The organism is Polyangiaceae bacterium (assembly GCA_016715885.1).
GTDB lineage: Bacteria > Myxococcota_A > Polyangia > Polyangiales > Polyangiaceae > Polyangium.
Window position 1 is genome coordinate 530,185 of the sequence record JADJXL010000018.1, and the last position, 24,007, is coordinate 554,191.

A 24,007-nucleotide genomic window follows, 5' to 3' on the forward strand; every position below is an offset into this window, starting at 1 on the left:
TTCGTCCGAAACGACATCGTCAAACCTGCGCGAGAGCACTGGACGCGCTGGGCCCTTGGGGGCATCGTAGACCGAGCCATGAAGGGACACGCGCGAAACATCATGACGCACCATGCGACGGTCGTCACCGAAGACACGTCGCTCGACGCCATCGCAAGGATGCTGGTGAATGCGCGCATCGGCGGGCTGGCTGTCGTCGACGAGGAGGAGCGCCTCGTGGGGTTCGTTTCCGAAACGGATCTCATGGGCGCGCTCTTGCGCAGCACCGACACGGGCGTGACTGCGGGCAACATCATGACGACTCCAGCCATCGCGGTGGACGAGTTTGCGACGACGGACGAGGTGATGTCGATCTTTCGCGAAAAAGAGATTCATCACTTGCCTGTCGTTCGTAGCGACAAACTTGTCGGCATCATCACGCCGCTCGATGTGCTGAAGTTTTTCCTGGACAAAGTCCTGCCTCCGCCGCCGGAAGTCGGGTAGTTTGTCGCGGCTTGTTCGCGCAATCTAATCGACGCGGACAATCGGTAGCTTGGCAGCGGGCAAGTCTGCATATCGAACGCCCGATTGCGGATGTGTGGCATCGTTTGCGACATCGAGCAGCGGGCGCAATGCGAATACGCGTTCACCCAGGCGCGGGTGCGGCACGGTCAAACCCGGCTCGTCGATGACCTGGCCCTCGATCCACAAGATATCGATGTCGATGGTGCGCGGTCCCCAGCGAATGGGATCGGGGCGGGTTCGTCCAAGCAAACGTTCGAGCTCGAGGGCGCGATCGAGAATGGTGCGGACGTCGCTCGAGGTGGAAATGAGCACTGCACCGTTCCAGTAGTCGGGCTGCGGCGGGCCGCCGGCGGGGGGTGTGACGTAAAGGTGCGAGCGAGCGACGAGGGTGACGTCGGGCCAAGTGCTGAGGGCATGGATGGCCTGCTCGATCGTACGGCCGCGGTCGCCGAGGTTTGCTCCGAGGCCGAGGACGATGCGGTGCAGATGTTTCACGCGCGTACTTTCGTGCGGGGGCGCGGGGGGAGTCAATGGGACCGTGCTATGCTTGCCATGAGATGACGGGTGACACAGTCCTGGAGCAGCTTGATGGACTTGATGAAGACGAGCGCGAGGTTGCTGATGCACGGCGGGTAGAGATCGAGCGTCGTGCTCGTGAAGTCATCGAAGGAACGGCGCCGCTAGAAGATTGGAGCTCCGTGCATGATCGGCTTGATCAGAGGCTAGCGTCAGCGAGCAAGGAGCAATGATCATGTCAGCGGCGGCTAGAGTGCAGGTCAATGTCGAGCTCGATGCCTCTTCGGAGCTTGCCCGGCTTCATCTGCCAGAGGGTCTGCATCGGCGACTCCATGCGCTCCTCGACAAACAAGATGACGGTGAAGAACTTACGGATGACGAACGAGCCGAAGCCGAAGGAATTGTTGAGCTGGCCGACCTCTTGACTCTGCTTCGTTTGCGCGTGTCGCGAAGTGCTCAGGACCAATGACACGAGCCCGCGTTCCGGCTGCGGTAGAGCGCCGCGTACGTGAACGAGCGGGCAATCGGTGCGAGTACTGCAAGCTTGCACAGATTGGCCAGGAAGCGGTTTTTCATATCGATCACGTGTTTCCCCGGAAACACGGCGGAGACGACACGCTGGAAAATCTCGCACTCGCGTGCGTGTCATGTTCGCTCCGCAAGGGCGCGAGGATAGACGCTTCTGATCCGGTTACTGGAAAAGCCGCGCCATTGTTCAATCCTCGGCGCGAGGTATGGGCAAACCATTTTGAGCTTGCAGTGGGCCCGTTGATCTTGGGCAAGACACCAACTGGTCGCGCAACCGCGGACTTGCTCAAGATGAACCGCCCGGAAGCGATCAGCATTCGCTACGAAGAGTCGCTACGCGGACGATATTCTTTCCCAGAATAGACAAACTCGTGCCTGATATTCAGATTGCGGATCGGTCCGCACGCTTTTTCTCGACCCATTCGATGACTTTTGCCGATTGGTCGATTCCCGTGAATCGGCTCAATTCCTGAATCCCCGTCGGGCTCGTGACGTTCACTTCCGTCAGATGTTCGCCAATCACGTCGAGCCCCACGAAGATCAGCCCGTCCGCTCGCAATCGCGGCGCGACGGCCCGGACCAACTCCAGCTCGCGCGGCGTAAGCTCCGTCGGAACGACGCTGCCACCCACGTGAATGTTCGAACGGATTTCATCTTGACGCGGCACGCGCAAGATGGCGCCGAGCGGCTCGCCATCCAGCAAGATGATGCGCTTGTCGCCTTGAGACACCGCCGGCAAAAACGCCTGCACCATCGCCAATCGTTGCCCTTCTCCCGTGAGCATGTCGACGATTGCCCGCGCGTTCTTGTCATCCGCACGCAGCATCATCACGCCCCATCCACCAGCTCCATCGAGCGGCTTGATCACGGCTTTGCCCCCGACATCCAGGACAAACTGATGGATCATGTCGCGATCGGCCGTGACGAGCGTTTTCGGCGTCCACGCGGGAAAGTGCAGCGCGTAAAGCTTTTCGTTCGCGTCGCGTAGACCGCGCGGATCGTTGATGATGAGCGGCCCGCCACGCGCGTTTTCGAGCATCAACGTCGCGTAGAGGTAGGCTTGATCAAACGGCGGGTCTTTCCGGATGAACACCGCGTCGATGTCGTGAAGCGCAACCCGCTTCGAGCCTTCGTCTTTGCGCAGCACGATGTACGGCGGCTCGTCGAGGATCTCCATGCGATGCACCGTCGCGAAGGCGCGACCTTCGTCCACGTGCAGATCCTGCGGCAAACAATGCAAGCTCTGATGACCACGCGCCTGAGCGGCTCGGATGAAGGCAAACGAGGTGTCTTTGTCGTGCGTGACCCGTGTGAGGGGATCCATGACGAACACGAAGCGCATGGTTTGGTTCTCCATCGATGCACAAGTAGCGAACCGTTGTTGATTCGCAACCTGGTTGCGATGCATCCTAGCGGACACGCCCGTCCGTTGGTGCGCCAAGGAGTTTCGCTCATGCGATTTTTTCGCGCTGCTTCCGCTGTTTCGCTCGCCGCATCCCTCATGCTGCTTCTCGCTCTGCCAGGCGCGGGATGCACCGCATCGACCACGGGTTCCACCGGCCCGACCGCAACCGCGAAAACTCCGCCGCCAGCACCGTCGCCCACGCCGCCTCCGAAAGACCTGATTCCGGCAGCGCCCGGAAAAACCGTGCACAAGTATGGCGTCGCGACCGAAAACGCGACGGCATCGGCGATTGCAATGGACGTGCTGGCGCGCGGGGGCAGCGCCGTGGATGCCGCAATCGCTGGAGCATTGGCCATTGGTGTCGTGCATCCCGTATCGAGCGGCATTGGGGGTGGAGGTTTTGCAGTCGTATGGGATGCAAAGAAAAAAGAAGTCACGGTGCTGGATTTTCGTGAAACCGCGCCCATGGGCCTCGTGCCCGAGGAGCTCATGAAGCGACCCGTTCCCGAGGACAAACGCGGCGTGATGATGGGAACGCCGGGCGAAATTGCGGGAATCTATGAAATGCATGCGCGCTGGGGGAAATTGGCGCTCGCGGAGATATTCCGAGGGCCCGCGGATGCTGCCGAAAAGGGTTTTCCCGTGAGCGCGCACCTGAGCCGAGCGCTCAAGTGGAGCGAGAAATGGGTGACGAAGCAGCCGCGATATGGGCTTTTTGCGAAGGCAGGGGCCATCGTACCCGCGGGAGAAGTCGTGCAAAACCCCGCGCTTGCGGCGACTCTCCGGAAAATAGCGGCAGAAGGCAAAAACGCGTTTTACGAAGGCACCATTGCCGCGGACATTCTTGCGACGGCACGTGCAGGAGGAAGTCGGCTCGCCGCGTCCGATCTGAAATCGTACCAGGTGCAAGAGCGAAAGCCATTGCGTACGCAATGGGAAGGTTACGACATTGCGACGATGCCGCCTCCATCGGCGGGCGGCGTGATGATGCTCGAAACGCTCCACATGCATTCGAAAGCGGACTTGGTGTCGCACGGGTTTGGCACGGGCGCCTACGCGCACCTTTTGGCGGAAACGTTTCGAGGTGCGATTGCAGATCGCGTCCGCAAACTGGGCGATCCGGCATTCGTCAAGGTGGACGTGGAAAAATTGACCAATCGCGATCGGATGAAGGCACGCCGCGCGAAGATTTCGATGACATCGACGACGCCGGCCCCAAAAATTCCCGTCGATGAATCCGGGACGACCCATATCGTGGTGGTGGATGCGGAAGGGAACGTCGCGAGTATCACGAGCACCGTCAACAATTTATTCGGTGCGCGACTCGTGACCGAGGGTGGATTCATTCTGAACGACGAGCTCGCTGATTTCACGGACGAGCGCGTCGCCAAGTTGTACGGATTGAAGGATGCGCCGAATCGTCCGCGTGGAGGTGCGAGGCCGGTATCGAGCATGACGCCGACGATCGTGCTCAAGGACGGAAAACCCGTCATGGCGCTCGGCGGGTCGGGCGGAACGCGCATTGCGACGGGGACGACGCAAGTATTGCTCGCGCACTTGGCGTTTGGCATGCCCGTACAGCAGGCCGTGGCGGGTCCTCGCATCGAAACGCCACCCACGGGCGGGCTGCTCGCGGACGTGGCGCTCGGCGTGGAGGCCATTCAGGATTTGGAAAAACGCGGCGAAGTCGTTGATACGAGCAAACCGAATTACAGCGGGATACAAGCGATATCGATTGCCGAAGGGGCGGACGGTGCGCGCATCATCGAAGCTGGAGCGGATCCGCGCAAAGGTGGCGTGGGATCGGTGGAGTAGCGCCGCGCAGAAGTGTCAAATGGCCCGCAGATTGCGAACTTCCTCGACGGTACCGATGTCTTTTTGCAGCGTTGCCTGATAGCGAAGCAATGGCGAGACCGCGATTTCGCCAGGCACGGTTGCGAGATCGGACTTGGGGGACAGATCCATTCCCGCCAGTCGAAAACAGCGCGAGACGTATTGCGAGCACACCATCGTGCGTGGATTGGCATTGTCGTCGTCGGCCTCGGTTCCCAGGATGAAGTGCGACGCGAGCTCGAAGAGTTTGTCCGTACCGTATTCAACGCCGAGGTTCACGAGCGCTTCGAGGGCGAGTTTCTGAATGTCGAGGCGTGCACGAGCTTCTGGGACGAGCTTGTACCAATCGATGCGACCGTTGTATTTCGCCACCACGATGCTCAGCGGTAGCACTTGAATTTTGGGCATTTCTGCCGAGAGGAGCATGCGTCTGCCGTACCACGTGAGCGCGAGCCCCGTGTGCGAGTAGGCGCTTTGCGAAATGTCACTGATGACCTTGCTGAGCTCGGCATTGCCGCGAAAAAGGATGACATCGCCGTCTGCGATCTCGTTGCGGACGCGGGAATAGGGCACGAGTCGTTCGTTGGGGAGCAGCGATTCTACGCTCATGGTGAGTCCTCGCCGGAGATTGTAGCCGCTCGTGAGGATCGTTTACGAGCGTAATGATTGCACCCGAGCGAAGTGCGCAGAATCAATGCGTTTACCAGCGAGGGCGTGGTGCTCGGTTTGTCTAGACGAATCGATCGGCGAGTGCCCGGGGTTTGTCAGGGCTGTGCTGCCGTGAGAACCAGTTGCGCGCTGCGATCGTCGTCGAGGTCGGTGGCGAGCGCATAACCAACGCCACCTTTTTCCGCTGCTGCGACGGAATAACCACGCAGTTTGCCCACGTAAACGGGCCTTTCTCGAACGACGCGTTGCTTGAGACGCGTGGCCTTCAGGGCAATGGTACGAGGATCGAAGACGTACACCGTCATGCGGTGATTGCCCTCGAACGTGTATTGCAGAAGAGCGGCGCGTCGTTCACGCATTGCGTGCACGCGTGCGCCGTGGAAATTCGCGCCCAGCGGTTGAAATGCCGGCCTTCGCACGGGCACACCCACGAGCGGATCGAATCGAGTCAGTTCTTCGGGGTTTGTCGTTTCGGGGGGGAGCGGATGGGCATGAAGTGCAACGAGCTCGTCGAGCAAACTGTCGAAGCCCATCGACGAATCGACCATGGTCGCGCGACTCGGGCCGGATTCCGTCGTCGTTTCCTCGCGGTTTTTCACGGCTGCAACGGATAGCACCACGGTGGCTGCGGCCGCGAGCGCGGCGGCATATTTCCAGCCAATGAGTTTCGTTCCGCCAAACGCTTCGCGATCGGCTTCCCGCACGCGCGCTTTTTCCGCAGCCATCGTCGCTTCGATACGTGCGCGAAATGCTTCGGGAGCACGCACATTGGACGCGCGCTTGATGCTCGCTCGCATGGTCTGGAGAAACTTGATGCGCTCGGTACAGGTTGCACACCGAATCGCGTGCGCTTCGACGTCGACGATGTGACCGGGATCCAGTTCTCCGTCGACATAGGACGAGATCTGCTGAGAAAACAGCGCACACTCGTCAGTCATCACCTTGAGTCCCTTCATACTGCAGCACTCCGGCGACGTTTGCGGTAAGCGTCGAGATCCGCTGGGGAATCATCGTTCTTCTTGACCGACGATTCGTTGATGATGCCAATGGCGATTGCGTGATCACGCAACTTGCTTTGAAGCATTTTGCGCCCGCGATGTAGGCGCGACATGACCGTTCCAATCGGACAGCCCATGGCGTCGGCAATCTCCTTGTAAGATAGCTCTTCGATGTCCGAGAGCACGACCGCGATGCGGAATTCGGGCGGAAGCTCGTCGAGCGCCCGACCAACCTCCGCTTCGACCAGAGGCGCAAGCGCCGCGGTTTCCGGATCCCGCATTCCTCGCAGCGTCGTGGCTCCCACCCAGCCCTCCGTGAGCGAATCCGCATCAGGACCATCGATCAAGTCACGTTCGAGTCCCCCGCGGCGATAGCGGTTGATGAACGTGTTGGTCATGATGCGAAGCAGCCACGCCTTCAAGTTCGACCCAGGCTCGAACTGGTCACGTGCACGCATGGCTTTGACGATGGTGTCTTGGACGAGGTCCTCGGCTTCCGTCGTGCTTCGAGTCATGCGGCAACTGACGGTGTAGAGCGTGTCGAGATGGCCGAGCATCTCGACCTCGAACGCGTCTACGTCGGCCGACTTGCGCCGTCCGGAGGTCAAGCTCAACTCCTGTGCGACAGAAGAAGGCTTCTTGCTGAAGAAAAATGCCATCGGCGGCGTGCAACCGTGATCGTCGTCGAACTATTCCCCAGGCTGGTCGTTTGATTGCTGCTCAGGTGCCGACGGCGCTTCCGACCCGCTCAGCTTCTGCACGGCCGCTTCGAGTTCTTCGACGCGACGCGACAATCGCTCCACCTCGGATTGAAGATCTCGGAAGGGGTTCATCGCCGGCAGAATCTGCCGAATGCGCTCGTCCACGGCATGTTGCCAGTGATCGAGCGTTTGCTTGGAGCTTTCGACGATTTCCGTAATGCGCGCTTTTGCACCTTGTGTCGGTTTTTCCGCTTCGGGAGCTGCCACTGCTGCCGCGGGCGGCTCTGGTTGCTGCTCAACCGATTCCGTCGCTGCCGCTTCTTCACCCGCTCCCGGAATCAGCCGTCCGATCGGGCCCTCGCGAAGCTGGTTCAAAAGCCTTTCGCCACGCTCTTGGATCAAGTCACGCAGGGTCCCGAGCGGCACGCTGCGCGGCTGGCTCTTCAGGTCCTCGGAGATGATCAAGGCCAGCGTGACCTCGGTTTTGTCCTCTTTGGTGGCGTTGTCGATGATTTGGACCTCTTCGCCGGCCCGAACCATCTCGCCAATTTGCTGAAGGGTTACGTAACGACTGTCCTTCGTGTCGTACAATTTACGGTTGGAGTACCGCTTGATGACGCGTCGTGGCGTTGCAGTGGTTCCCGTGGTCTCCTTCGCCGTATCCATGACGTCCCTTTCGCAGCTTGGCTGGATTGGACCACCAGTGGCGGACTTGCGCAAGGTGCAGTCGTCGCCAATCGTGCATGGGGTTTGGGGCGCAGGGCGCCCAAGGCGACTCGAGGCCCCAAATGCTCCAACTGGAGTTGCGATAGGAAATGCATGAACGCCTTCGAACTGCGTGGGGTGTCCGCAGGTTATGGCAGTGGGCAAAAAGCCCTCGAAAACATCGATCTCGAGGTGAGAAAGGGCGAAATTTGTGCCGTTCTCGGACCCAACGGAGCGGGTAAGTCGACGCTCGTCAAAGTGGTCTCCGGTGCGCTTGCACCCGATCGTGGCGCGGTGTTCGTGCTTGGTGAGCCGCTGTCGCGAGATCGCCGTGACATAGCCCAAAAAATCGCGGTTGTTCCGCAAGTGTCCGAAGCCGCGGCGGGTTTTTCCGTGCGCGAGGTCGTCATGATGGGGCGGGCGCCTTACCAAGGCGCATGGATGCGTGCGTCGGAGCGAGACGAACAAGCGGTGGCACGAGCGCTCGCAGCGTGTGAGCTCGATTCGCTTGCGAATAGGAGCGTCACGGCGTTGTCTGGAGGCGAGCAGCAGCGCGTGGCGATTGCACGTGCGCTTGCACAAGAAGCGCCGATTCTGCTGCTCGACGAGGCAAACGCGCACCTCGACGTGCGCCACTTCATCGCGGTGAACGAGCTGGTGCGGCGCGAAGTACAGGACCGACAGCTCGCGTGCGTGATGGTTTTGCACGACCTGAACGCGGCCGCGCAATACGCCGATCGCATCGCTCTCTTGAAGACCGGACGACTCGTGGCGCACGGGTCGATCGAAGAAGTGATGACGTACCGTCGCCTCAAAGAAGTGTTCGAGGCGGAGCTCTACGTTGGGGTGAACGAGCTCGACAATGCCCGGTATTTCCTACCTGTTCGCCCGCAAGTTGGCCCATTTCCTCGGCGCGATCGATAAGCGGAAGTCATGGCCGGACTCGCCGGAATCTCGCGCTCGTGCGGCGCGTTCGTGAAACTCGCGTTGCTCATCGCGCTCGTCGGGGGCTGTCACGCTCGCGATGCAGCGCCTGATCTGCTTCGCGTCGTCGATGTTGCGCCGAAGGAAATCGAGGTCGGTGATCGGCTCGAGGTGATCGGGACAAACCTGCCCACCGGCGATGCTCGCGAAGCGACGATCACGCTCCACGGCACGCTGCACCGGCCCGGTGAAGCACCGATTGCAGATCAAACGATCGTCGTGGGTAAGGCGCGTTTGTCCACGGAGCGCGTGACGGCAAACATCACCGAAGCGCTCATCGCTCGCGTGTGCGGTCAGGGCGACGATGCATCGCATACGACGTTCCGCGGCGATGTGACGGTGACGCTCGACACGCGGGTCGATGGAGCTTTGCCCGTCGCAGGGTCGGTCAAGAACGTCACGCTCGATGCTCGCCCCAAAGCTCCTCGCCGCGCCGTTGCGATGGGCCGCGAAGCCGACGGCAAGCGAACGCTCGAGTTTTTGGGGATCGCCGTATCCGAAGAAGCGTCGACGACGAGCGGGCTCGTGATCGCTGCAGTTCGTCCGGACAGTCCGGCTGCGCGGGCGAAGATCGGTCCGGGCGACGTCATCACGACCTTCGACGGCGTCACGGTGTCGAGCGTGTCGGACATGATTCCGAGCGGCAGCGAGCGTGAACCCGTCTTGTCCGTGAGACGCGGTGCCGACGAAGTCATCGCCGTGCCGATCTCGATCGAAAACTTTCACGCCAACGCAACGAATGATCTGCTCGGTGCAGCCATCGTTCTTGGCGTGTTCGCGGCACTGCTCGTGCTTTTGACGACGCCGCTTTCGGGCTTGCTTGCGTGGTTTGCTCGTCGACTTGCGCTGCGAGCGGTCGTGGTTGGCACGGGCTCGAGGGCGCGGTCGCTCGGGGCGAACGTGGTTCAGGCGGTGCGTGAAGAGATCACGCAGCAAATTGTCCCGAAAAACGGTGACCCGATCCTGTCGTATTTTGCGCCGATTCTGTCGTTTGTCGGCGTGTCGGCGACGTTTGTCGTGATGCCGTTCGCTCGTAAGCTCGTTGGGGCGGAGCTCGACGTGGGCATGCTCTTCCTCATTGCCCTCACGGCGCTCGTGAGCCTGGCGCTCGTGACGGGCGGATCGTTGGCACACGAACGATGGACGTTGCTCCGCGGCTTGCGAGGTGCGTGGCGAACGCTGGTGCAACAAATTCCAGCGATTGCGGCCATTGCTTGTGCCGTGCTCGCGACCGGGTCGTTGAAGATGGACGACATCGTCGCGGCTCAGGCGGGGCAGGGTGGTTCGCTGCTCGAGACGGGAGGCTGGCCGTGGCATTGGTTTGTCTTCCGAAACCCAGCGACGTTGGTGCTATTTTTTGCCTGCATGAGTGCGCTCGTGTCGGCGGATCAAGGTTCTCCGTCGATGCTGGCGGAGGCGGATGCGGGGCCTGGCGCTTCGGAAGCGAAAACGACGACGCGCCGCCTGCTCTACTCATTCGGCGAGTGGGCGCATGTGTTCATTGCGTGCGGCATCGTGAGCGCGCTTTTCCTCGGCGGGTGGCAACTGCCGGGTGTGCACTTCGAGGTTGTTCGCGCAACGCTCGGCGTGCAGCTCGTGTCCGCACTGTTTTTCCTGCTGAAGAGCTGGGCGCTCGTGTTTTTCGTGGTGTGGCTTCGCCAAGCGTTGCCGCGGCTCGGCAGTCGTGAACGTGCGCGCGTGTCGTTGCGATGGCTCGTCCCCGTGTCGCTCGTTTCGCTTGGCTTGGCTGTTGGTTTCGTTGAAGTGCTTCCGCTGCTGGGATTGGGGCGGAACGCGGGGCTCGTGATCGGTGCGGTCACGTTTGTCGCGTGGTCTCTCGGCACGTGGATCCTTGCATGGCGCGTGAAGATCGAAGCTTCCGAGCCGCGGACTGTGCTCCACTTGAATCCGATCATTTGATGTGAGCTAGCCGTTCGGGCCGGATTTCGACGCGCACTCGGATCTCTGCTTTCTCGGCCTTCGAATGAATCTCGGCCGAGTCGCTGACGATTGTGTGCGTCATCCTCTTGGATCGCACTATTCTCGGCACCGTGGGCGCTCCGACCCGACAAGTTCGGGAGTTCTGCACGGTGTGTGGCTGGCCCCTTCGAGGGTCTCGCTGCGACGCTTGTGGTGAGAACCAAGCGCCGCTCGCGCTCGAAGACTCGATGCGGAGGTTTACGCCGCAGGAGCACTGGAGTCTCGACGACACGGGGCTCGAGAAGGCGATGGACGCATTTCGACGCGGCGATTTCGCGCGCGCCGTCGGAGCGTGTCTTGCGACCGAGACGGGTTTTTCTTTGCGAACGATGCAGTTCCCGGAAGGACCCGGTTGGACGCTCACGGGCAAAAATTCCACGGTGTACGTGCTCGTCGAGCTCGTCCCGATGCAGCTCGTGATCGAGTCTCCCGTCGCCCGGTTGCCGCGTTCGCAGCGGATCGCGACGAAGCGTTTCGCGCTCGAGCTTTGCGATGACGATCGTTTGTCGTCGCGCATTTGTCTGCGTGAGGACTTGCTGGTGATGCGGTTCGTCGCGCAGCTCGGTGCCGCTCCGCCAGTATTGGTGCGTCATGTCATTCACGAAATGATGACGATGTCCGCACGGTACACGGAGCTTTTCGTGGCAGCGTTCAACGCGCGCAGTCCTGCTCGAAGCGATGGGCGAGGCGGTTTCGATTCGATGGGCAAGAAGCGGCTGCTCGGTACGCTTCGAGCGGGTGTGCCCAGGACGTCCATCGTGCCGCCACCACCGCCGACGTTGCGACCTGATTTTTCTGCGCCGCGTGAGGACGAAGTGCCGTCCATTCTCGCGCCCATGTTTGCGGGGGACACGGCGCGCCGTGGATCTCCCGACGAATTGCCGCCGATCTTCACACCCCCGTCGATCTTGCGGGACGCTCGACGCGTGCCGTCGCCGCCATCCGAGGAGATGCCGGCGGTGCTAGCGCCGTCGGCTGCATCGCGCGACATCAAGCGCGCGGCTTCTGCCGATGAGATTCCGGCGATACTGGCTCCGCCGGGGCCGCGCGCCGACGGACCCAAATCCGTGACGTTTGACGACATTCCCGCAATCTTGGCGCCGCCCTCCATGCTCGATTCGCCATCGAGCGACGGATGGGACGCGGTGCCAGCAGTGCTCATGCCTCCGGAGTCGATTTCCGTGGGTTCGCGCGTTGGACCGCCAGCTTCGGTTGCAATGGGCGCTGCGCCATCCGAACGAGAAATGTCACCCAATACCGCGCGTCTCGGAGCCATTCCGGCGGTCATGATGTCGACGCATGGATCGGCCTCGGCGACTCGCCAGCGCACGGCCATCGGCCTTTCCGATGCGGTTGCACGCCCCATGATGGATCCGGAAACCGAGGTTTCGGGCCGCAAAATTGCACCGACTACGCCCGCGGACAAACTCTGCGAATTGCTTCACCGCGCGCAGGGGCTTGCGACGGCGCTGAGTTTTGCCGAGCGACAAGCGACGACGTTGCTTCTCGTGCGAGCCGTCGTGTACCGCGCCATCTACGAGTTCGGGGAAACGGTACCCGATGCCGTTTCGTATCTGCATCGCACGACGGCTCCGGCGTTGCGACAGATCTGGTCGAGCACGGCGCCTCCGGACAAGAACGCGCCGATGCCCATGGCCGAGCCGTCGCTGCTTGCGATGGAACGCGTCGTTGCGCAGCGCGGTCAAATGCCGAAGGAACCGAAGCTCGCGCCGCAGCCGTTCACGACGGCCACCCAAGCTCGCGAACACTTGGCGAAATGCGTCGAAGAGATCGAGCAGGCGCCGAATGATCCGCCGCTCAGGCACTTTCTCGCGGTCGGCGCACTCAGTGAGCTTCTCGTGCGGGCTCGTTTGCCTTCGCAAACGTCGCAACGCATCAAGGACATCGTTGCGCATGCGCAGCGTGAAGTGGCCAAGCCGGCATCGTCGCTCGATCTGATGATGGCGGCGTTGAAGAGGATCATATCCGGATGATGCCGCGACACGTTCCGCCTTCGCGCGACCCGCACAGCCCGGCCCCCGTCTCGGGTGACGTTCAAGCTCGGGCTCGTCGATCCGTCGTCGCAGTGCTTGCTGGTGGATCGGGTGGAACCGGCTTCATCGCGCTCGAAAACGGGCTCGTCGCAACGAGCTGGCGGGCCGTGGGGTTTTACTCCGAGGTGATGCTTCGGTACGACGATGGGCGGCGAGCATCTGGGCGTGTCGTCTACGTGAATGCCGAGCGTGACGTCGCGTTCGTGCTGCCTACCAGCACGTCGAGCGCAGCGCGTTTGTCATTGCGAACCAGTCCGCTCCCGCGCATGGGAGAACAAGTCTCCGTGCTGATCGCTTCGTCGACCGCGCCGCTCATGATGGCCTTCGCTACGGTGTCTTCCGAGAGCCAAGGCGGCGGCCCGGCGTTGCTCGATCCGGATCTCGCTTCGCGCACGGGGCGCGGTGGGTGCCCGGTCATCGATGCCGTCGGAAACGTCATCGGCCTGATCACTGCAGGTCCACATGCTGGGCGTGGGGTGAACGAGCGATCCTGTCGCCTTCTGCCGGTTGGGTTCTTCGCGCGCGACATGCGGCCGCTCGACGTTCCGGCTTCCGACATCGGTGATCGACCGCTCGTTTATCGCTGTCTCACGTGTTCCGAGCCGTTCGCGGCCGAGCACGATCGCTGCCAGTCGTGTGGAGCTCTGCTGCCGCACGTCTACGAAGTGCCTCCGCACGCGATGAGCGCAGAGCGCGTCGTTCGCGATGCTCTCGCCACGCTCGAGATCGTCTCCAACCGAGTGCGCATTGGCCCGCGTGCATGGCGCGTCATGCATAAAGCTCCAGGCACCGACGGGCCTCCTACCGAGGTGCTCCTACGCATCGACGACGCAGCGCTGTTGATCATCTTGCGCGTCGCGGTCGTGCGTCTTCCGGCAGCAAATCACGAGTCTTTCTACCGCTTGCTGCTCACGGCCAACGATATCTCCACCGGTCCGTGCAAGCTCTCGCTCTCCGGAGACACGGTCATGCTGTCGTTCTCCGAGCCGGTCTTCGCTTTCGCCAGCGAACACGACGTCGCCGCGCTCTTTCACGAAATCGTTCTTCTTGCCGATCAGTACCGCTCGGTGTTGTCGGATCACTTCGGCGCTGAACCAATTCGAGAAGGCAACGCGTAAGCGCGCCAGTCACGTAGGGTTTGTCCGATCGCCCAGTGATGAGCGCTCAGGCTGTCTTCGGGTCGCGCACGCGCCCGAGCACGCGGACGATTCCCGCGATGTTCCAGAAGGAAAAACCCATGAAGAGCACGACCAGTGCGACGGCCCAGCGAGATGCTCGGGGCGAGCTGCCATCGATGAGGACCCACGCGTCGTCCGGTACTTGGATTTCCGTTTGAGCTTGAACGGATTCGGGCAAACGCGCGTGACGAATGCCCGACTTCTTGAACGGAACGAGCCGCCCGGCGAAATTCGTCGGCGGGACGAACCTCGGACCTTCGAACCCTTCCGGCACACGAATTTCCACCCAAATTTTGCTATTGCCAGCGATGGGCGCGAGCCGGAACGAATCGCCTTCGGCCGCGCGTCCGTAACGAATGGCCCCCGCCGTTCCCAAGAGCCCCGACGCTCGCACGTAACGGTTGTCCAGGTCCGCCGTTGGCGACAGCGTTGCAAGATCCGCGACGTCCGCCAGTTGTCCCGGCGTCAGCGCGTATCGTGCTTCCCCGAGCAGCATGAGCGCCATCCATCCAGCGGCGACCGCGGTCAGCGCCATCATCAGGACGGTGACGGTGCGTTCGCCTTTGGGCGGCGCGGGAAGCGCGACCAGATCCGGATCCTGACCTGCTGCATCGAGCTGCGGCGAGTGCGGAGCGGTCAGGGTAGGCGAGGGATCGCGAGGCACAGCCAAGTCGAGTGTTCGCTCGGACAAACCGAGCGGTGAGGGGTTTGGGCCTTGACAAGTGGCCGCCGGACGAGCCGCGGCCCATGAAATTCGAGCGTCGGGCACGAGTATACCCGACCGACAGTCGCCGGCGCGCTTGGTTCCGCTTTTCTGCGGTGAATTTTCGCTCGCGGCCCAAGGCCCGCCCATTCGTCGTCTCGAGCGGTCGATCTCTTGCCCTCGGCGCTTGGCTTTTCTAGCCTACGCGCGGATGTCATCGACCGCGAAGAAGCCCTCCTCCGTCGTCTGCCCCTCGTGCGGCGTGACCAACTCGCCGGTGTCGCCGAGCCGCCGCTGCAATTCGTGCGGTTCGGCGATGGATGTGCACCGTTCGAGTCGCTCCGGCGTCGACGAATACGGTCGGCGAGGCAGCGATGGATTCAGCATCGTCTGGTGCGGTATCGCGCTGCTCGTGCAGGTGGTGCTGACGGCGGCGATCGTCGTTGGCCTGCCGATGGTCGTATCGAAACTCGACTTCGAGGGTCGTTACGGAATGATGATCGCGCTTCCCGTCTGGTTTGTCGGAGGCGTACTCCTCGGCATGATTTCTCCGGGCAAACGCGTGCTCGAACCGGTCATCGCGACGCTTCTCGTTGCAGGTCCCACGGTTTGGCATCTGATGCGCACGCAAACGGTGCGCACTCTGCCGCTGTTCATGTACGTCATCCTCGCGTTCATCGGCATCTTGTTCACGATGATCGGTTCGTACCTTGGTGAGCGAATTCAGATGGGTCCGCCGCCGAAGCGTGCAGGCGCGGATTGAACTTCGTTGCAGTTTGTTTCGCCTTCGCGTGCATCCTCGCGTGTGGTTGTTCGTCCCGTGAGGCGCGTGAAGATCGCGCCGTCATGGGCGCGATCGATGTACTGCGTGACGCGTCCCCGGACGACTCGGCCAAACGCCGCACGCTCATCGACGCCCTGAAGAACCTACCTGCGACGACGCCGGCCGCGCGTGAGGCGCGCGATGCATGCGCCGAAGCGTATTTGCTGGTCGTCGAGGGCAAAGAGGCAACGCAGAAATTGAAGGCGGAGATGGAGCGCCTTGGCGCGGCTCCTCCGAACGCCGTGGCTGATCTCTTGGCGGCCGAGGACAAGATCAAGAAGAGCGAGCCGGCGATGCGAGCTTGTCAGAAGGCAGCCATCGAGCTTGCCACCAAACGCCATTGATGGGTGCGGCGGGTCGAACTTGGGACGGGTCGACCCAGGAAAACGCAAACGTGCTTACGGGGGTCTACGGAAGCGCGTGACGTCGTGCTAAAGAGCGACTCCGTATGTTCGACACGCTTACCCGAGGTTTCCGCCAGGCTCGCAACCGACTTGCGGGTCTCACCGAGCTCACCGAATCCAACATCGACACCGCTCTGCGCGAAGTGCGGCTGAGCTTGCTCGAAGCGGACGTCGAGCTCGGCGTCGTCAAAGCGTTTCTGAGCCGCGTCAAAGAGAAGGCCATCGGCCGCACCGTCGAAGCACGCGTCAAGCACGAAGGCGCGACGCACCAAGTTTCGGCGAGCGACCACTTCGTGAAGATTTGTCACGACGAACTCGAAGCCATGATGCGTCACGATGGCGAGACCATCTCGTGGGCGTCGGGCAGGCCGACGGGCATCATGATGGTCGGTTTGCAGGGCTCTGGAAAAACGACCAGTTGCGCAAAGCTCGCCAAGTTCGTCACGAGCAAGGGCAAGAAGCCGCTGCTCGTTGCCGCAGACATGCAGCGGCCCGCCGCCGTCGAGCAGCTCAAGGTGCTCGGTAACTCGATCAAAATTCCCGTCTTCAACATCGCGGGCAAGTCGCCGATCGACATCTGCACCGCTGCCGAAGCCGAAGCGAAGAAGCTCGGGCGCGACGTCATCATCTACGACACAGCAGGCCGCTTGGCGATCGACGAGAAGCTCATGCAGGAGCTCGATCAGATCAAGTCGCGTGTGGCGCCCGAGAACATCTACCTCGTCGTTGACGCGATGATTGGTCAAGACTCGGTGAAGACGGCGCGAGCGTTTCACGAGCGGCTTGGCATCAGCGGCGTGGTGCTCACGAAGCTCGATGGTGATGCGCGTGGTGGTGCAGCGATCAGCATCAAGGAAGTCACGGGCGCGCCCATTCTGTTCACCGGCATCGGCGAAACGACGGACAAGTTCGAGGAGTTCCGCGCCGAAGGCATGGCGAGCCGCATCCTCGGCATGGGTGACGTCGTCGGCCTGATGCAAGACTTCGAGGGCGTCATCGATCAGAAGAAGGCCGAAAAGGACGCCGAACGGCTCCTGCAAGGCGACTTCACGTTGGAAGACTTCCTCGAGCAAGTTCGCATGATCCAGAAGATGGGATCGCTGAAGGATCTCGTGGACAAACTCCCGCTCGGCAACTTCTTCCCCGGGGGTTTGCCCAAGGACGTCAATCTGGACGATCGGGAGCTCGTGCGTATCGAGGCGATGATTCAATCGATGACGCGCCAGGAAAAAAGCGACCCCTACGCGCTGATTCGCGAGCCCAAGCGAGCCGAGCGCATTGCGAAGGGGTCGGGCACGACTGCCGAGGCTGTTTCCGAGCTCGTGCAGAAGTTCGTCTTCATGAAGCAAATGATGGGGAACCTCGGCCAAAACATGGGCATGATGGGCAAGATCCCCGGAATGAAGCAATTGGCGCAAATGAAGAACATGCGTCAAGCGATGGCGGGCATGGGCGGTGGAATGCCTGGTATGCCCGGTATGCCGGGCATGGGTGGTTTTCCCGGAATGGGAATGCCTGGGATGGGAATGCCCGGAATGGGTATGCCTGGAATGGGTATGCCTGGCATGGGAATGGGCGGCGGCGCGGATGGTCCGAGCATGACGAAGATGCGGACGCTGAGCCAAGCCGAGAAAAACGCGAAGAAGAATCAGCGCAAGCGCGAACGCGATGCGCGCAAGAAGGGTCGGAAGTAGTTTTTCTTGGAAGATTGACGTGATGTTGCGCCCCATTGCCTTGGCTGTGCTCGTCGTTGGCGTTGGGGCGTGTAGGGCGGGCGAGCGCGCGGACGACAAAAAACCTCGACCGGTGCCCAATTCCGCGGCCGTGCCGGACAATCGGCGCGTCATCAAAGAAATGGTCGTGCCGACGCTGCCGGCGGGGCAAACCATTACGATTGACGGTAAGCTCGACGAGGGCGCTTGGCAGCAAGCGGCATCTTCTGGGGAATTCGTCGATGTCGGCACGGGCGTGACAAACCCGCGTTTGCCCGTACAGGGCAGCGTGCGTCTGCTTTGGGACGACACGTATTTTTACGTCGCATTCGACGTGAAAGACGCGAGCATTCGAGGCGGATTTCCCGCGGATGCGAAGGACCCGCATTTGTGGGAGCGCGACACGGTCGAAATCATGATCGATCCCGACGGGGATGGGGACAACAAGGATTATTACGAAATCCAAATTGGCCCCCAAAACCTCGTTTTCGATTCGCAATTCGATAATTACAACCAGCCTCGGGGCGGCCCCAATGGTCCGTTCGGGCACCAAGACTGGAGCGCGGCGCTCGAAAGTGCCGTCGTCTTGAACGGGAAAATCGATGATGACGTCGAAAAAGACGAGGGATACGTCGTCGAGGCCAAGATTCCGTGGTCATCGTTTACGAAGGCGAGCAAAGTGCCTCCGGAATCTGGCAGCTTTTGGCGTATGAACTTCTATGCCATGCAAAACAATGGCGGCGTGGCTTGGTCGCCCATTTTGGGAATGGGCAATTTTCACAAGGCTGCCCGGTTTGGCCGGGTCAAATGGCAGCGTTAATCAGCCTCGTCCACCGCATCGTTCGGCTCTGACGATTCCAATCTGTCGTATGCCGTCAGCAATGACGAAACGGGGAAATCCGTATCGATGAACGTCTCCGTGCCCCGCGCGATCTGGAATGGCCGAAGCGGCAATGTCGTGCTCACCCGTTCTCCGTCTGTCCCGATGAGCCAAGCGTCACCGGTATAAGACCCTTCGGCCAGCGTTACCGACATTTGCATTTCTTCGCAAGGCTGGAATGCCCGCGCAACCAAACGCCCGGCTTGATCTCGAATGACGAGTTGCATCCGATCGGCGCCGTACGTCACGCAGAACCGCGAATCGAATTGACCTCCAATCGACCATTGTTGCGTGAGCGTTCCAGTCGCTACGGTCGGCGGTCCACCCGGTCTCGTAACGTCCAAGGCGGCATCGAGGGAACATCCCGAGGCGGCCGTGCCGAGGGCAAACAGGGCCGCGCCCAGGAAAAACCAATTCGTGTTCGAAGAACGCATGGGTCTCCTCCTTCGCTGCAGCAATCAGCGCTGCATTATTCAGGACGATATTCGCGGTGAAGCTCGCGAGGTTGTGTAGGTTGCTGCGGCGGAGGGGGATAACCGTAATACACGTCCGGCGGCCGGGCTGCAGGTGGCGCCATTTGCACGCGCGTCCGGTATTCCACGAGTGGACGGGGTTCTTCCAGGAACATGACCCAACCATCTTGCGTCGGGTAATACCAGGTTCCATCGACGAGGTACGCATAGCGATCGCGGTAATACGCGCGCGGGTATGCTTCGATCGCCATGGGCACTGCATCGACGGGGGCCACCGCGTATCCTCCCACCGTGGGCCTCATTCTCACCGATGCGCTACATCCAGCCGCGGCCGTCAATGAAATGGCAAGCAGTATCCAAAACATTGCCGAGCGACTGGTTCGCGACGTCGCAATTCCGTCCGGGGTATTGTCGTTGCTTCTGATCCGCACAGGTCACCTCTCGTGTGTTTCGGACAGCAACCGAGGTGCCATGGTGAAGCGTACGTGCACAACCATTTGACTCTTGGCGCACTGGACACTACGAGAGCGCGCGTGTCCATCGGGCCTAAGACCGTTTCGATACTGGGCGTGAGCGGTTACGCTGGCAGCGAGCTCGTGCCGCTACTCGATCACCCGAAATTCTACCTGATCGGCGCTGCGTCTGATCGGTGGCAAGGCACGTGTCTCGGCGAGTACCTCCGGCTTCCGGGGCGCCTGAGTCGCATGGTCGTGTCGCCGATGGCCGATGCCATGAAGCTCGCAAAAGACAGCGAAATCGTGGTGCTCGCAACGCCCGCGGAAGTATCCATGCAGCTCGTGCCGAAGCTCGTGGAGACGGGCGTGCGCGTCGTGGATTTGTCGGGTGCGTTTCGCTTGACGAACCTAGAGGATTATCCGCGGTTCTACAAATTCGATCATACGGCGCCGGAGTATTGCGCGGAGGCGCATTACGGATTGCCCGAAGTGCGTGACGCGTCGAGCGATCCGAGCGGCATTACATCCGCGCGCGTCGTGGCCAATCCTGGTTGTTATGCGACGGCGGCCATCGTGGCGCTGGCGCCGCTCTTGCGTGCGGGAATCATCGAACGTGATGGGATTTTCTTGGATGGCAAAAGTGGAGTATCCGGGGCGGGGCGGAAAGCCGAAGAGCGATATTCGTTCATGGAAGTGGACGAAAACGTTTCGCCTTATCGCGTGGGGGATCATCAGCACACGCCTGAAATCGAGCAAGCGTTGTCACGCGTGGCAAAGGCGCCCGTGCACGTGACGTTCGTGCCGCATTTGCTGCCGGTCAAACGAGGTCTCATGGTGACGGCGTATGCTCGGCTTTCTCGCGACGTGTCGCAGGCCGACGTCGAAGCGCTCTATCGTCGCGATTATCGCTATGCGGAGGGTCTCGTGGATGTGACGGAGCCCGGCAATGTGACGCTTACGCGCGTCGCGTATACGCCGCTCGCGAATGTGGGGGTACGCGTGCTTCCCGAGCGATCGGCCGTGGTGGTCGTATCGGCTCTCGACAACTTGCTCAAAGGCGCAGCGTCGCAAGCAATGCAAAACCTTTGCGCGATGATTGGTGTTTCGTCAGGTTTTCTTCGAGGTTGCACGTGAAAATACCGAATGGTTTTACCTTCGCCGGCGGATCGGCTGGTATCAAAGTCAAACGACCCGACCTGGCGCTCGTGCTTTCGGAGCTTCCGGCGAACGCGGCTGGCTGTTTTACTCGGTCCAAGTCTCGAGCGGCGTGCGTCGATTGGAATGCGGCTCGGCTGCCTCGAAAAGACGCGCGCGTCATCATCGCCAACAGCGGCAATGCGAATTGTTTGGCGGGCGATGAGGGGGTCCTCGCGAACGAGCGTATGGCGACGGCGGTCGCGCAAGTACTTGGTGTACCAACGGATGCCGTGTTGACGTGTTCGACGGGCGTGATTGGAATTCCTCTGCCCGCGGCGAAAGTAGAAGCGGCACTACCATCGCTTCTCGGGCGCCTTGGAACGGATCCGTCGGCTGCGGCGGAGGCAATTCTCACGACCGATACGACGACGAAAATGGCGTCGCGCGAGATTTTCTTGGGTGGAGATCGCGTGCGTATTGCGGCGATTGCCAAGGGATCCGGGATGATTCATCCCAACATGGCGACGATGCTCGCGTTCATCGTGACCGATGCGGCGATCGAAATCAGCGTGCTCGATGCAATGCTTCGCGCGGCCGTCGACGAGACGTTCAACATGGTGAGCGTCGATCGAGATACGTCGACGAACGATCAGGTGCTCATGCTCGCGAATGGAATGGCCGAAAACGATCCGATTACGGAGCGTGGTACGCCGGACGCGGTGCATTTCAACGCAGCATTGATCGACGTGTGCAAGGAGCTGGCGCGAGCGATTGCGGGCGATGGTGAAGGTGCACAACACTTGGTGACCGTGACGGTGCGCGGGGCGGAAGACATGGCGACGGCGCGAGCACTCGCGCGGGCGGTCACGGAATCGAACTTGACCAAGGCAGCGTTTTTCGGGACAGACCCGAATTGGGGACGCATTCTGGCGGCGATTGGTGCGCGCGCGTCGGAACAACACATTCGATTCGATCCGGCGCAAACGTCGGTGAGCCTGCAGCATGTTTGCGTCTTCTCCGAAGGCAAACCACGGCAATTCGATGCGGACGCGTTGCGGGCGCTTTTGCGCGGCGAAGAAGTCTTCGTCGAGGTCACGATAGGGACGGGCATTGGGCATGCGACGGCGTGGGGATGCGATTTGTCGTACGACTACGTGCGCATCAATGCCGATTACGCGGCGGTCCTCGTCGATACGCCCGACGGTCCGGTTCGTCGCGACGGACGTTTGGAGAACAAAACGCCCGAGCTCAAGGCGGATACGCTCGTGCAGGCATTGCGTTACATCGAGCGATTCGCGGGAACGCGTGCCGTCATCAAGTATGGTGGTGCGGCGATGGTGCGGCCCGATTTGAAAGATCGGTTCGCCGAAGATGTGCGGCTGCTTCAAGCAGTGGGTTTGTCGCCGATCATCGTGCATGGTGGCGGGCCAGAAATTTCGCGGACGCTCGAACAAATGGGTCAATCGAGTGAATTCGTCGATGGTTTGCGCATCACCGACGCGGCGAGTCTCCGCGTGGTCGAAATGGTCTTGACGGGGCAAATCAACAAAGAGGTCGTGGCGTCGTTGTCGCGCGCCGGAGGAAAAGCCGTCGGTTTGTCCGGGAAAGACGGCGGGCTGATTCAGGCGCGCAAATGGCATGCGCCTTCGGGCAAAGACATGGGGTACGTGGGCGAAGTATCGAGCGTCGACATCGAAGTGGTCGAGCTTCTTTTGGGCAAAGGCTACATTCCCGTCATATCTCCGATTGGTTTGGGCAAAGACGGGCTCACGTACAACATCAACGCGGACACCGTGGCGGCCGAAATTGCCATTGCATGCGGTGCTCGAAAGCTCATCTTCTTGACGGATGTCGCAGGCATTCTTTCAAACGGCCTGCTCATTTCGGAATTGAGCGCCGAAGAGCTGGAGCTGCGCATGAAAGACGGCACCGTGACGGGCGGGATGCTGCCCAAAGCAGCCGCCATTCTGCGTGCGCTGGAGGGCGGAGTGGAAACGGTGCACATCATCGATGGGCGCATTCCGCACAATGTCGTGGCGGAGCTCTTCACGTCTCGAGGCGTCGGGACGATGATTCGTGCGGGTGCGCCGAAAGAAGGCGGCGAGGTCCCGACCTGATGCATGCGAATCCCGCGTTCGACGCCGACGTCGTGATTGTCGGCGGAGGGCCAGCGGGATTGTCCACGGCGCTCTTTTTGACGAACGCCGCGCCGCATTTGCGCGATCGCATTCTCGTTGTCGAACGCGCCACGTATCCGCGTGACAAAATATGCGCGGGGGCCATCGGCGCGCGAGCCGATCGGCTGCTCGCATCGATTGGCGTAACCATCGACGTTCCTCACGTTCCCATTCGAGGTTTGTCCGTGCGAGCCCACGGGAAAACGTTTTGCGTGCGCCGCGATGGTCCGGTCATTGGCCGAGTGGTTCGACGGATCGAATTCGATCACGCATTTGCTGAAGCGGTCAAGGCGCGAGGCGTGAGGATTCGTGATGGCGTCAAAGTGGAAAATGTCGTCGCGGGTGCCGCCTCGGTGCTGCTCACGACGTCGATTGGCGAGATTCGCACACGTGTCGTCGTAGGTGCGGACGGCGTGGGGAGCATCGTTCGTCGCGCGACCGGATTTGCGCGGGGCGTGTTCATGGCGCAGGCCATGGAAGTCGATACGTCATTTGCATCGATGGACGAATCGCGCGACGTTTTGCATTTCGATTTGGAGGATCGAGGTTTGGCTGGGTACGCGTGGGATTTTCCCACGATCGTCCGCGGGGAACCGCTCGTTTGTCGCGGCATGTACGAATTGCGCGGGGAAGGCATTCCTGAAAGGCTCGAAGGCGTGCCGAATGTCGCCGAAAGGCTCGACATGCGAAATGATCGGCTTGGCGTGACTGCGTCGTGTCACGCTGTCCGTCGTTTTGCCGAGCGGGGCGTTTCGTTTTCGCAGCCGCTGGCTCGTCCGCGCGTGCTGCTCGTGGGGGAAGCCGCGGGCATCGATCCGGTGCTCGGCGAAGGCATTGCACAAGCGATTCATTATGGAGCCGTGGCGGGGCCGTACTTGACAGAATGTTTGGCGGCGAATGAATTGTCGTTCGCTACTTGGAACGAGCGTGTACGGAAAACGCGATTGGGGCTCGATTTGGCGGTGCGATCGCGCGCGGCGCGGCACGTGTATGGCCCGGCGAGGCCGCTCGTCGAGCGCTACGTGACGAATTCGGAAGCGATCGTGACGGCGGGCATGCAATGGTTTGCCGGGGAACGCATACCGCGGCGGCGATTGGCAAAGGCGGCCGTGGACTTGGGCCGGGCAGGTCTGGCGTGGGGTTATACGGAGGGATTGGGTTTGCTGCAGGCGCGGGGGCGGTGAGCTT

The 24,007-nt window shown here is 61.2% G+C and carries 25 protein-coding genes; 16 read left to right on the top strand and 9 right to left on the bottom strand.

What is annotated here, in order from left to right; translation table 11 throughout:
- The first annotated feature begins 78 nt into the window (after positions 1-78).
- A complete protein-coding gene (locus tag IPM54_23315; protein MBK9262719.1) occupies positions 79-483 on the top strand; it encodes a CBS domain-containing protein in 405 nt (134 codons plus the stop codon).
- A 24-nt stretch (positions 484-507) separates the two neighbouring features.
- On the opposite strand, the gene folK is transcribed toward IPM54_23315, so the two are convergent.
- Positions 508-999: a 2-amino-4-hydroxy-6-hydroxymethyldihydropteridine diphosphokinase gene (gene folK, locus IPM54_23320; GenBank protein MBK9262720.1), complete on the bottom strand. Its 492-nt coding sequence runs from the start codon at positions 997-999 to the stop codon at positions 508-510.
- A 256-nt stretch (positions 1,000-1,255) separates the two neighbouring features.
- Between folK and IPM54_23325 the strand changes: the two genes are divergently transcribed.
- Positions 1,256-1,489: a hypothetical protein gene (locus IPM54_23325; protein MBK9262721.1), complete on the top strand. Its 234-nt coding sequence runs from the start codon at positions 1,256-1,258 to the stop codon at positions 1,487-1,489.
- Positions 1,486-1,911, top strand: coding sequence for an HNH endonuclease (locus IPM54_23330; protein ID MBK9262722.1), 426 nt, complete (start codon positions 1,486-1,488; stop codon positions 1,909-1,911). Before IPM54_23325 ends, IPM54_23330 begins: the two co-directional genes overlap by 4 nt.
- Before the next feature lie 19 nt (positions 1,912-1,930).
- Here IPM54_23330 and gshB read toward each other — a convergent pair whose 3' ends face one another.
- Positions 1,931-2,890 (bottom strand): glutathione synthase, encoded by a 960-nt coding sequence (gene gshB, locus IPM54_23335; GenBank protein MBK9262723.1) that lies wholly within the window; start codon positions 2,888-2,890, stop codon positions 1,931-1,933.
- A gap of 111 nt (positions 2,891-3,001) precedes the next feature.
- Here gshB and ggt point away from each other — a divergent pair, with 111 nt between their 5' ends.
- Entirely contained in the window at positions 3,002-4,768 is a 1,767-nt protein-coding gene (ggt, locus tag IPM54_23340; GenBank protein MBK9262724.1) for a gamma-glutamyltransferase, read from the top strand.
- 15 nt (positions 4,769-4,783) lie between these two features.
- Here the strand turns inward: ggt and IPM54_23345 are convergent, their stop codons facing one another.
- From IPM54_23345 to IPM54_23360, 4 genes are all read right to left on the bottom strand, one after another.
- Entirely contained in the window at positions 4,784-5,395 is a 612-nt protein-coding gene (locus IPM54_23345) for a hypothetical protein (GenBank protein ID MBK9262725.1), read from the bottom strand.
- Between the two features lie 155 nt (positions 5,396-5,550).
- The gene (locus tag IPM54_23350) at positions 5,551-6,411 is read right to left on the bottom strand and encodes a zf-HC2 domain-containing protein (GenBank protein MBK9262726.1); all 861 of its coding nucleotides are present in this window, start codon (positions 6,409-6,411) and stop codon (positions 5,551-5,553) included.
- A complete protein-coding gene (locus IPM54_23355; protein MBK9262727.1) occupies positions 6,408-7,112 on the bottom strand; it encodes a sigma-70 family RNA polymerase sigma factor in 705 nt (234 codons plus the stop codon). Before IPM54_23355 ends, IPM54_23350 begins: the two co-directional genes overlap by 4 nt.
- A gap of 30 nt (positions 7,113-7,142) precedes the next feature.
- Complete coding sequence (locus IPM54_23360; protein ID MBK9262728.1) at positions 7,143-7,820, bottom strand: polyhydroxyalkanoate synthesis regulator DNA-binding domain-containing protein; 678 nt, start codon at positions 7,818-7,820, stop codon at positions 7,143-7,145.
- Between the two features lie 153 nt (positions 7,821-7,973).
- Here IPM54_23360 and IPM54_23365 point away from each other — a divergent pair, with 153 nt between their 5' ends.
- From IPM54_23365 to IPM54_23380, 4 genes are all read left to right on the top strand, one after another.
- Positions 7,974-8,783 (top strand): ABC transporter ATP-binding protein, encoded by an 810-nt coding sequence (locus IPM54_23365; protein MBK9262729.1) that lies wholly within the window; start codon positions 7,974-7,976, stop codon positions 8,781-8,783.
- A 9-nt stretch (positions 8,784-8,792) separates the two neighbouring features.
- A complete protein-coding gene (locus tag IPM54_23370; protein ID MBK9262730.1) occupies positions 8,793-10,763 on the top strand; it encodes an NADH-quinone oxidoreductase subunit H in 1,971 nt (656 codons plus the stop codon).
- Between the two features lie 131 nt (positions 10,764-10,894).
- A complete protein-coding gene (locus IPM54_23375; protein ID MBK9262731.1) occupies positions 10,895-12,817 on the top strand; it encodes a hypothetical protein in 1,923 nt (640 codons plus the stop codon).
- Positions 12,814-13,995: a serine protease gene (locus IPM54_23380; protein MBK9262732.1), complete on the top strand. Its 1,182-nt coding sequence runs from the start codon at positions 12,814-12,816 to the stop codon at positions 13,993-13,995. The genes IPM54_23375 and IPM54_23380 overlap by 4 nt, the downstream gene beginning before the upstream one ends.
- A 46-nt stretch (positions 13,996-14,041) precedes the next feature.
- Here IPM54_23380 and IPM54_23385 read toward each other — a convergent pair whose 3' ends face one another.
- Positions 14,042-14,695, bottom strand: a complete 654-nt coding sequence (locus IPM54_23385) for a hypothetical protein (protein ID MBK9262733.1) — start codon at positions 14,693-14,695, stop codon at positions 14,042-14,044.
- 274 nt (positions 14,696-14,969) lie between these two features.
- On the opposite strand from IPM54_23385, the gene IPM54_23390 reads away from it, so the two are divergent.
- The 4 genes from IPM54_23390 (at position 14,970) to IPM54_23405 (ending at position 18,517) form a co-directional block, all read left to right on the top strand.
- Positions 14,970-15,521 carry a hypothetical protein gene (locus IPM54_23390; protein ID MBK9262734.1) on the top strand — a complete coding sequence of 184 codons (552 nt, stop codon included), beginning with the start codon at positions 14,970-14,972 and terminating at the stop codon, positions 15,519-15,521.
- A gap of 83 nt (positions 15,522-15,604) precedes the next feature.
- Positions 15,605-15,925 (top strand): hypothetical protein, encoded by a 321-nt coding sequence (locus IPM54_23395; protein ID MBK9262735.1) that lies wholly within the window; start codon positions 15,605-15,607, stop codon positions 15,923-15,925.
- A gap of 104 nt (positions 15,926-16,029) precedes the next feature.
- Positions 16,030-17,679 (top strand): signal recognition particle protein, encoded by a 1,650-nt coding sequence (gene ffh / locus IPM54_23400; GenBank protein ID MBK9262736.1) that lies wholly within the window; start codon positions 16,030-16,032, stop codon positions 17,677-17,679.
- Between the two features lie 19 nt (positions 17,680-17,698).
- Positions 17,699-18,517, top strand: a complete 819-nt coding sequence (locus IPM54_23405; GenBank protein MBK9262737.1) for a carbohydrate-binding family 9-like protein — start codon at positions 17,699-17,701, stop codon at positions 18,515-18,517.
- Here IPM54_23405 and IPM54_23410 read toward each other — a convergent pair.
- Positions 18,514-19,011, bottom strand: a complete 498-nt coding sequence (locus IPM54_23410) for a hypothetical protein (GenBank protein ID MBK9262738.1) — start codon at positions 19,009-19,011, stop codon at positions 18,514-18,516. The genes IPM54_23405 and IPM54_23410 overlap by 4 nt on opposite strands.
- 35 nt (positions 19,012-19,046) lie before the next feature.
- Positions 19,047-19,301 carry a hypothetical protein gene (locus IPM54_23415; GenBank protein MBK9262739.1) on the bottom strand — a complete coding sequence of 85 codons (255 nt, stop codon included), beginning with the start codon at positions 19,299-19,301 and terminating at the stop codon, positions 19,047-19,049.
- On the opposite strand from IPM54_23415, the gene IPM54_23420 reads away from it, so the two are divergent.
- Genes IPM54_23420 through IPM54_23435 form a run of 4 tightly spaced genes read left to right on the top strand, consistent with a single transcriptional unit; the run spans position 19,300 to position 24,003 of the window.
- Entirely contained in the window at positions 19,300-19,551 is a 252-nt protein-coding gene (locus IPM54_23420; GenBank protein ID MBK9262740.1) for a hypothetical protein, read from the top strand. The two genes, IPM54_23415 and IPM54_23420, sit on opposite strands and share 2 nt — an antisense overlap.
- Positions 19,552-19,583: 32 nt before the next feature.
- On the top strand, positions 19,584-20,639 hold the full coding sequence (gene argC / locus IPM54_23425) for an N-acetyl-gamma-glutamyl-phosphate reductase (protein ID MBK9262741.1): 1,056 nt from the start codon (positions 19,584-19,586) through the stop codon (positions 20,637-20,639).
- Positions 20,636-22,759 (top strand): bifunctional glutamate N-acetyltransferase/amino-acid acetyltransferase ArgJ, encoded by a 2,124-nt coding sequence (gene argJ / locus IPM54_23430; protein ID MBK9262742.1) that lies wholly within the window; start codon positions 20,636-20,638, stop codon positions 22,757-22,759. The genes argC and argJ overlap by 4 nt, the downstream gene beginning before the upstream one ends.
- A complete protein-coding gene (locus IPM54_23435; GenBank protein ID MBK9262743.1) occupies positions 22,759-24,003 on the top strand; it encodes an NAD(P)/FAD-dependent oxidoreductase in 1,245 nt (414 codons plus the stop codon). The genes argJ and IPM54_23435 overlap by 1 nt, the downstream gene beginning before the upstream one ends.
- Positions 24,004-24,007 lie beyond the last annotated feature (4 nt).

Excerpts from the sequence above, each read along its gene's own strand:
- IPM54_23435 (MBK9262743.1), top strand. The coding sequence starts at position 22,759 with ATGCATGCGAATCCCGCGTTCGACGCCGACGTCGTGATTGTCGGCGGA.
- IPM54_23395 (MBK9262735.1), top strand. The coding sequence starts at position 15,605 with ATGGGCGCGATCGATGTACTGCGTGACGCGTCCCCGGACGACTCGGCC.
- ffh (MBK9262736.1), top strand. The coding sequence starts at position 16,030 with ATGTTCGACACGCTTACCCGAGGTTTCCGCCAGGCTCGCAACCGACTT.
- IPM54_23330 (MBK9262722.1), top strand. The coding sequence starts at position 1,486 with ATGACACGAGCCCGCGTTCCGGCTGCGGTAGAGCGCCGCGTACGTGAA.
- IPM54_23380 (MBK9262732.1), top strand. The coding sequence starts at position 12,814 with ATGATGCCGCGACACGTTCCGCCTTCGCGCGACCCGCACAGCCCGGCC.
- gshB (MBK9262723.1), bottom strand. The coding sequence starts at position 2,890 with ATGCGCTTCGTGTTCGTCATGGATCCCCTCACACGGGTCACGCACGAC.
- IPM54_23315 (MBK9262719.1), top strand. The coding sequence starts at position 79 with ATGAAGGGACACGCGCGAAACATCATGACGCACCATGCGACGGTCGTC.
- IPM54_23345 (MBK9262725.1), bottom strand. The coding sequence starts at position 5,395 with ATGAGCGTAGAATCGCTGCTCCCCAACGAACGACTCGTGCCCTATTCC.
- IPM54_23410 (MBK9262738.1), bottom strand. The coding sequence starts at position 19,011 with ATGCGTTCTTCGAACACGAATTGGTTTTTCCTGGGCGCGGCCCTGTTT.
- ggt (MBK9262724.1), top strand. The coding sequence starts at position 3,002 with ATGCGATTTTTTCGCGCTGCTTCCGCTGTTTCGCTCGCCGCATCCCTC.
- IPM54_23415 (MBK9262739.1), bottom strand. The coding sequence starts at position 19,301 with ATGGCGATCGAAGCATACCCGCGCGCGTATTACCGCGATCGCTATGCG.
- IPM54_23355 (MBK9262727.1), bottom strand. The coding sequence starts at position 7,112 with ATGGCATTTTTCTTCAGCAAGAAGCCTTCTTCTGTCGCACAGGAGTTG.
- IPM54_23420 (MBK9262740.1), top strand. The coding sequence starts at position 19,300 with ATGGGCACTGCATCGACGGGGGCCACCGCGTATCCTCCCACCGTGGGC.
- IPM54_23350 (MBK9262726.1), bottom strand. The coding sequence starts at position 6,411 with ATGAAGGGACTCAAGGTGATGACTGACGAGTGTGCGCTGTTTTCTCAG.
- IPM54_23390 (MBK9262734.1), top strand. The coding sequence starts at position 14,970 with ATGTCATCGACCGCGAAGAAGCCCTCCTCCGTCGTCTGCCCCTCGTGC.
- IPM54_23325 (MBK9262721.1), top strand. The coding sequence starts at position 1,256 with ATGTCAGCGGCGGCTAGAGTGCAGGTCAATGTCGAGCTCGATGCCTCT.
- IPM54_23370 (MBK9262730.1), top strand. The coding sequence starts at position 8,793 with ATGGCCGGACTCGCCGGAATCTCGCGCTCGTGCGGCGCGTTCGTGAAA.
- IPM54_23365 (MBK9262729.1), top strand. The coding sequence starts at position 7,974 with ATGAACGCCTTCGAACTGCGTGGGGTGTCCGCAGGTTATGGCAGTGGG.
- IPM54_23360 (MBK9262728.1), bottom strand. The coding sequence starts at position 7,820 with ATGGATACGGCGAAGGAGACCACGGGAACCACTGCAACGCCACGACGC.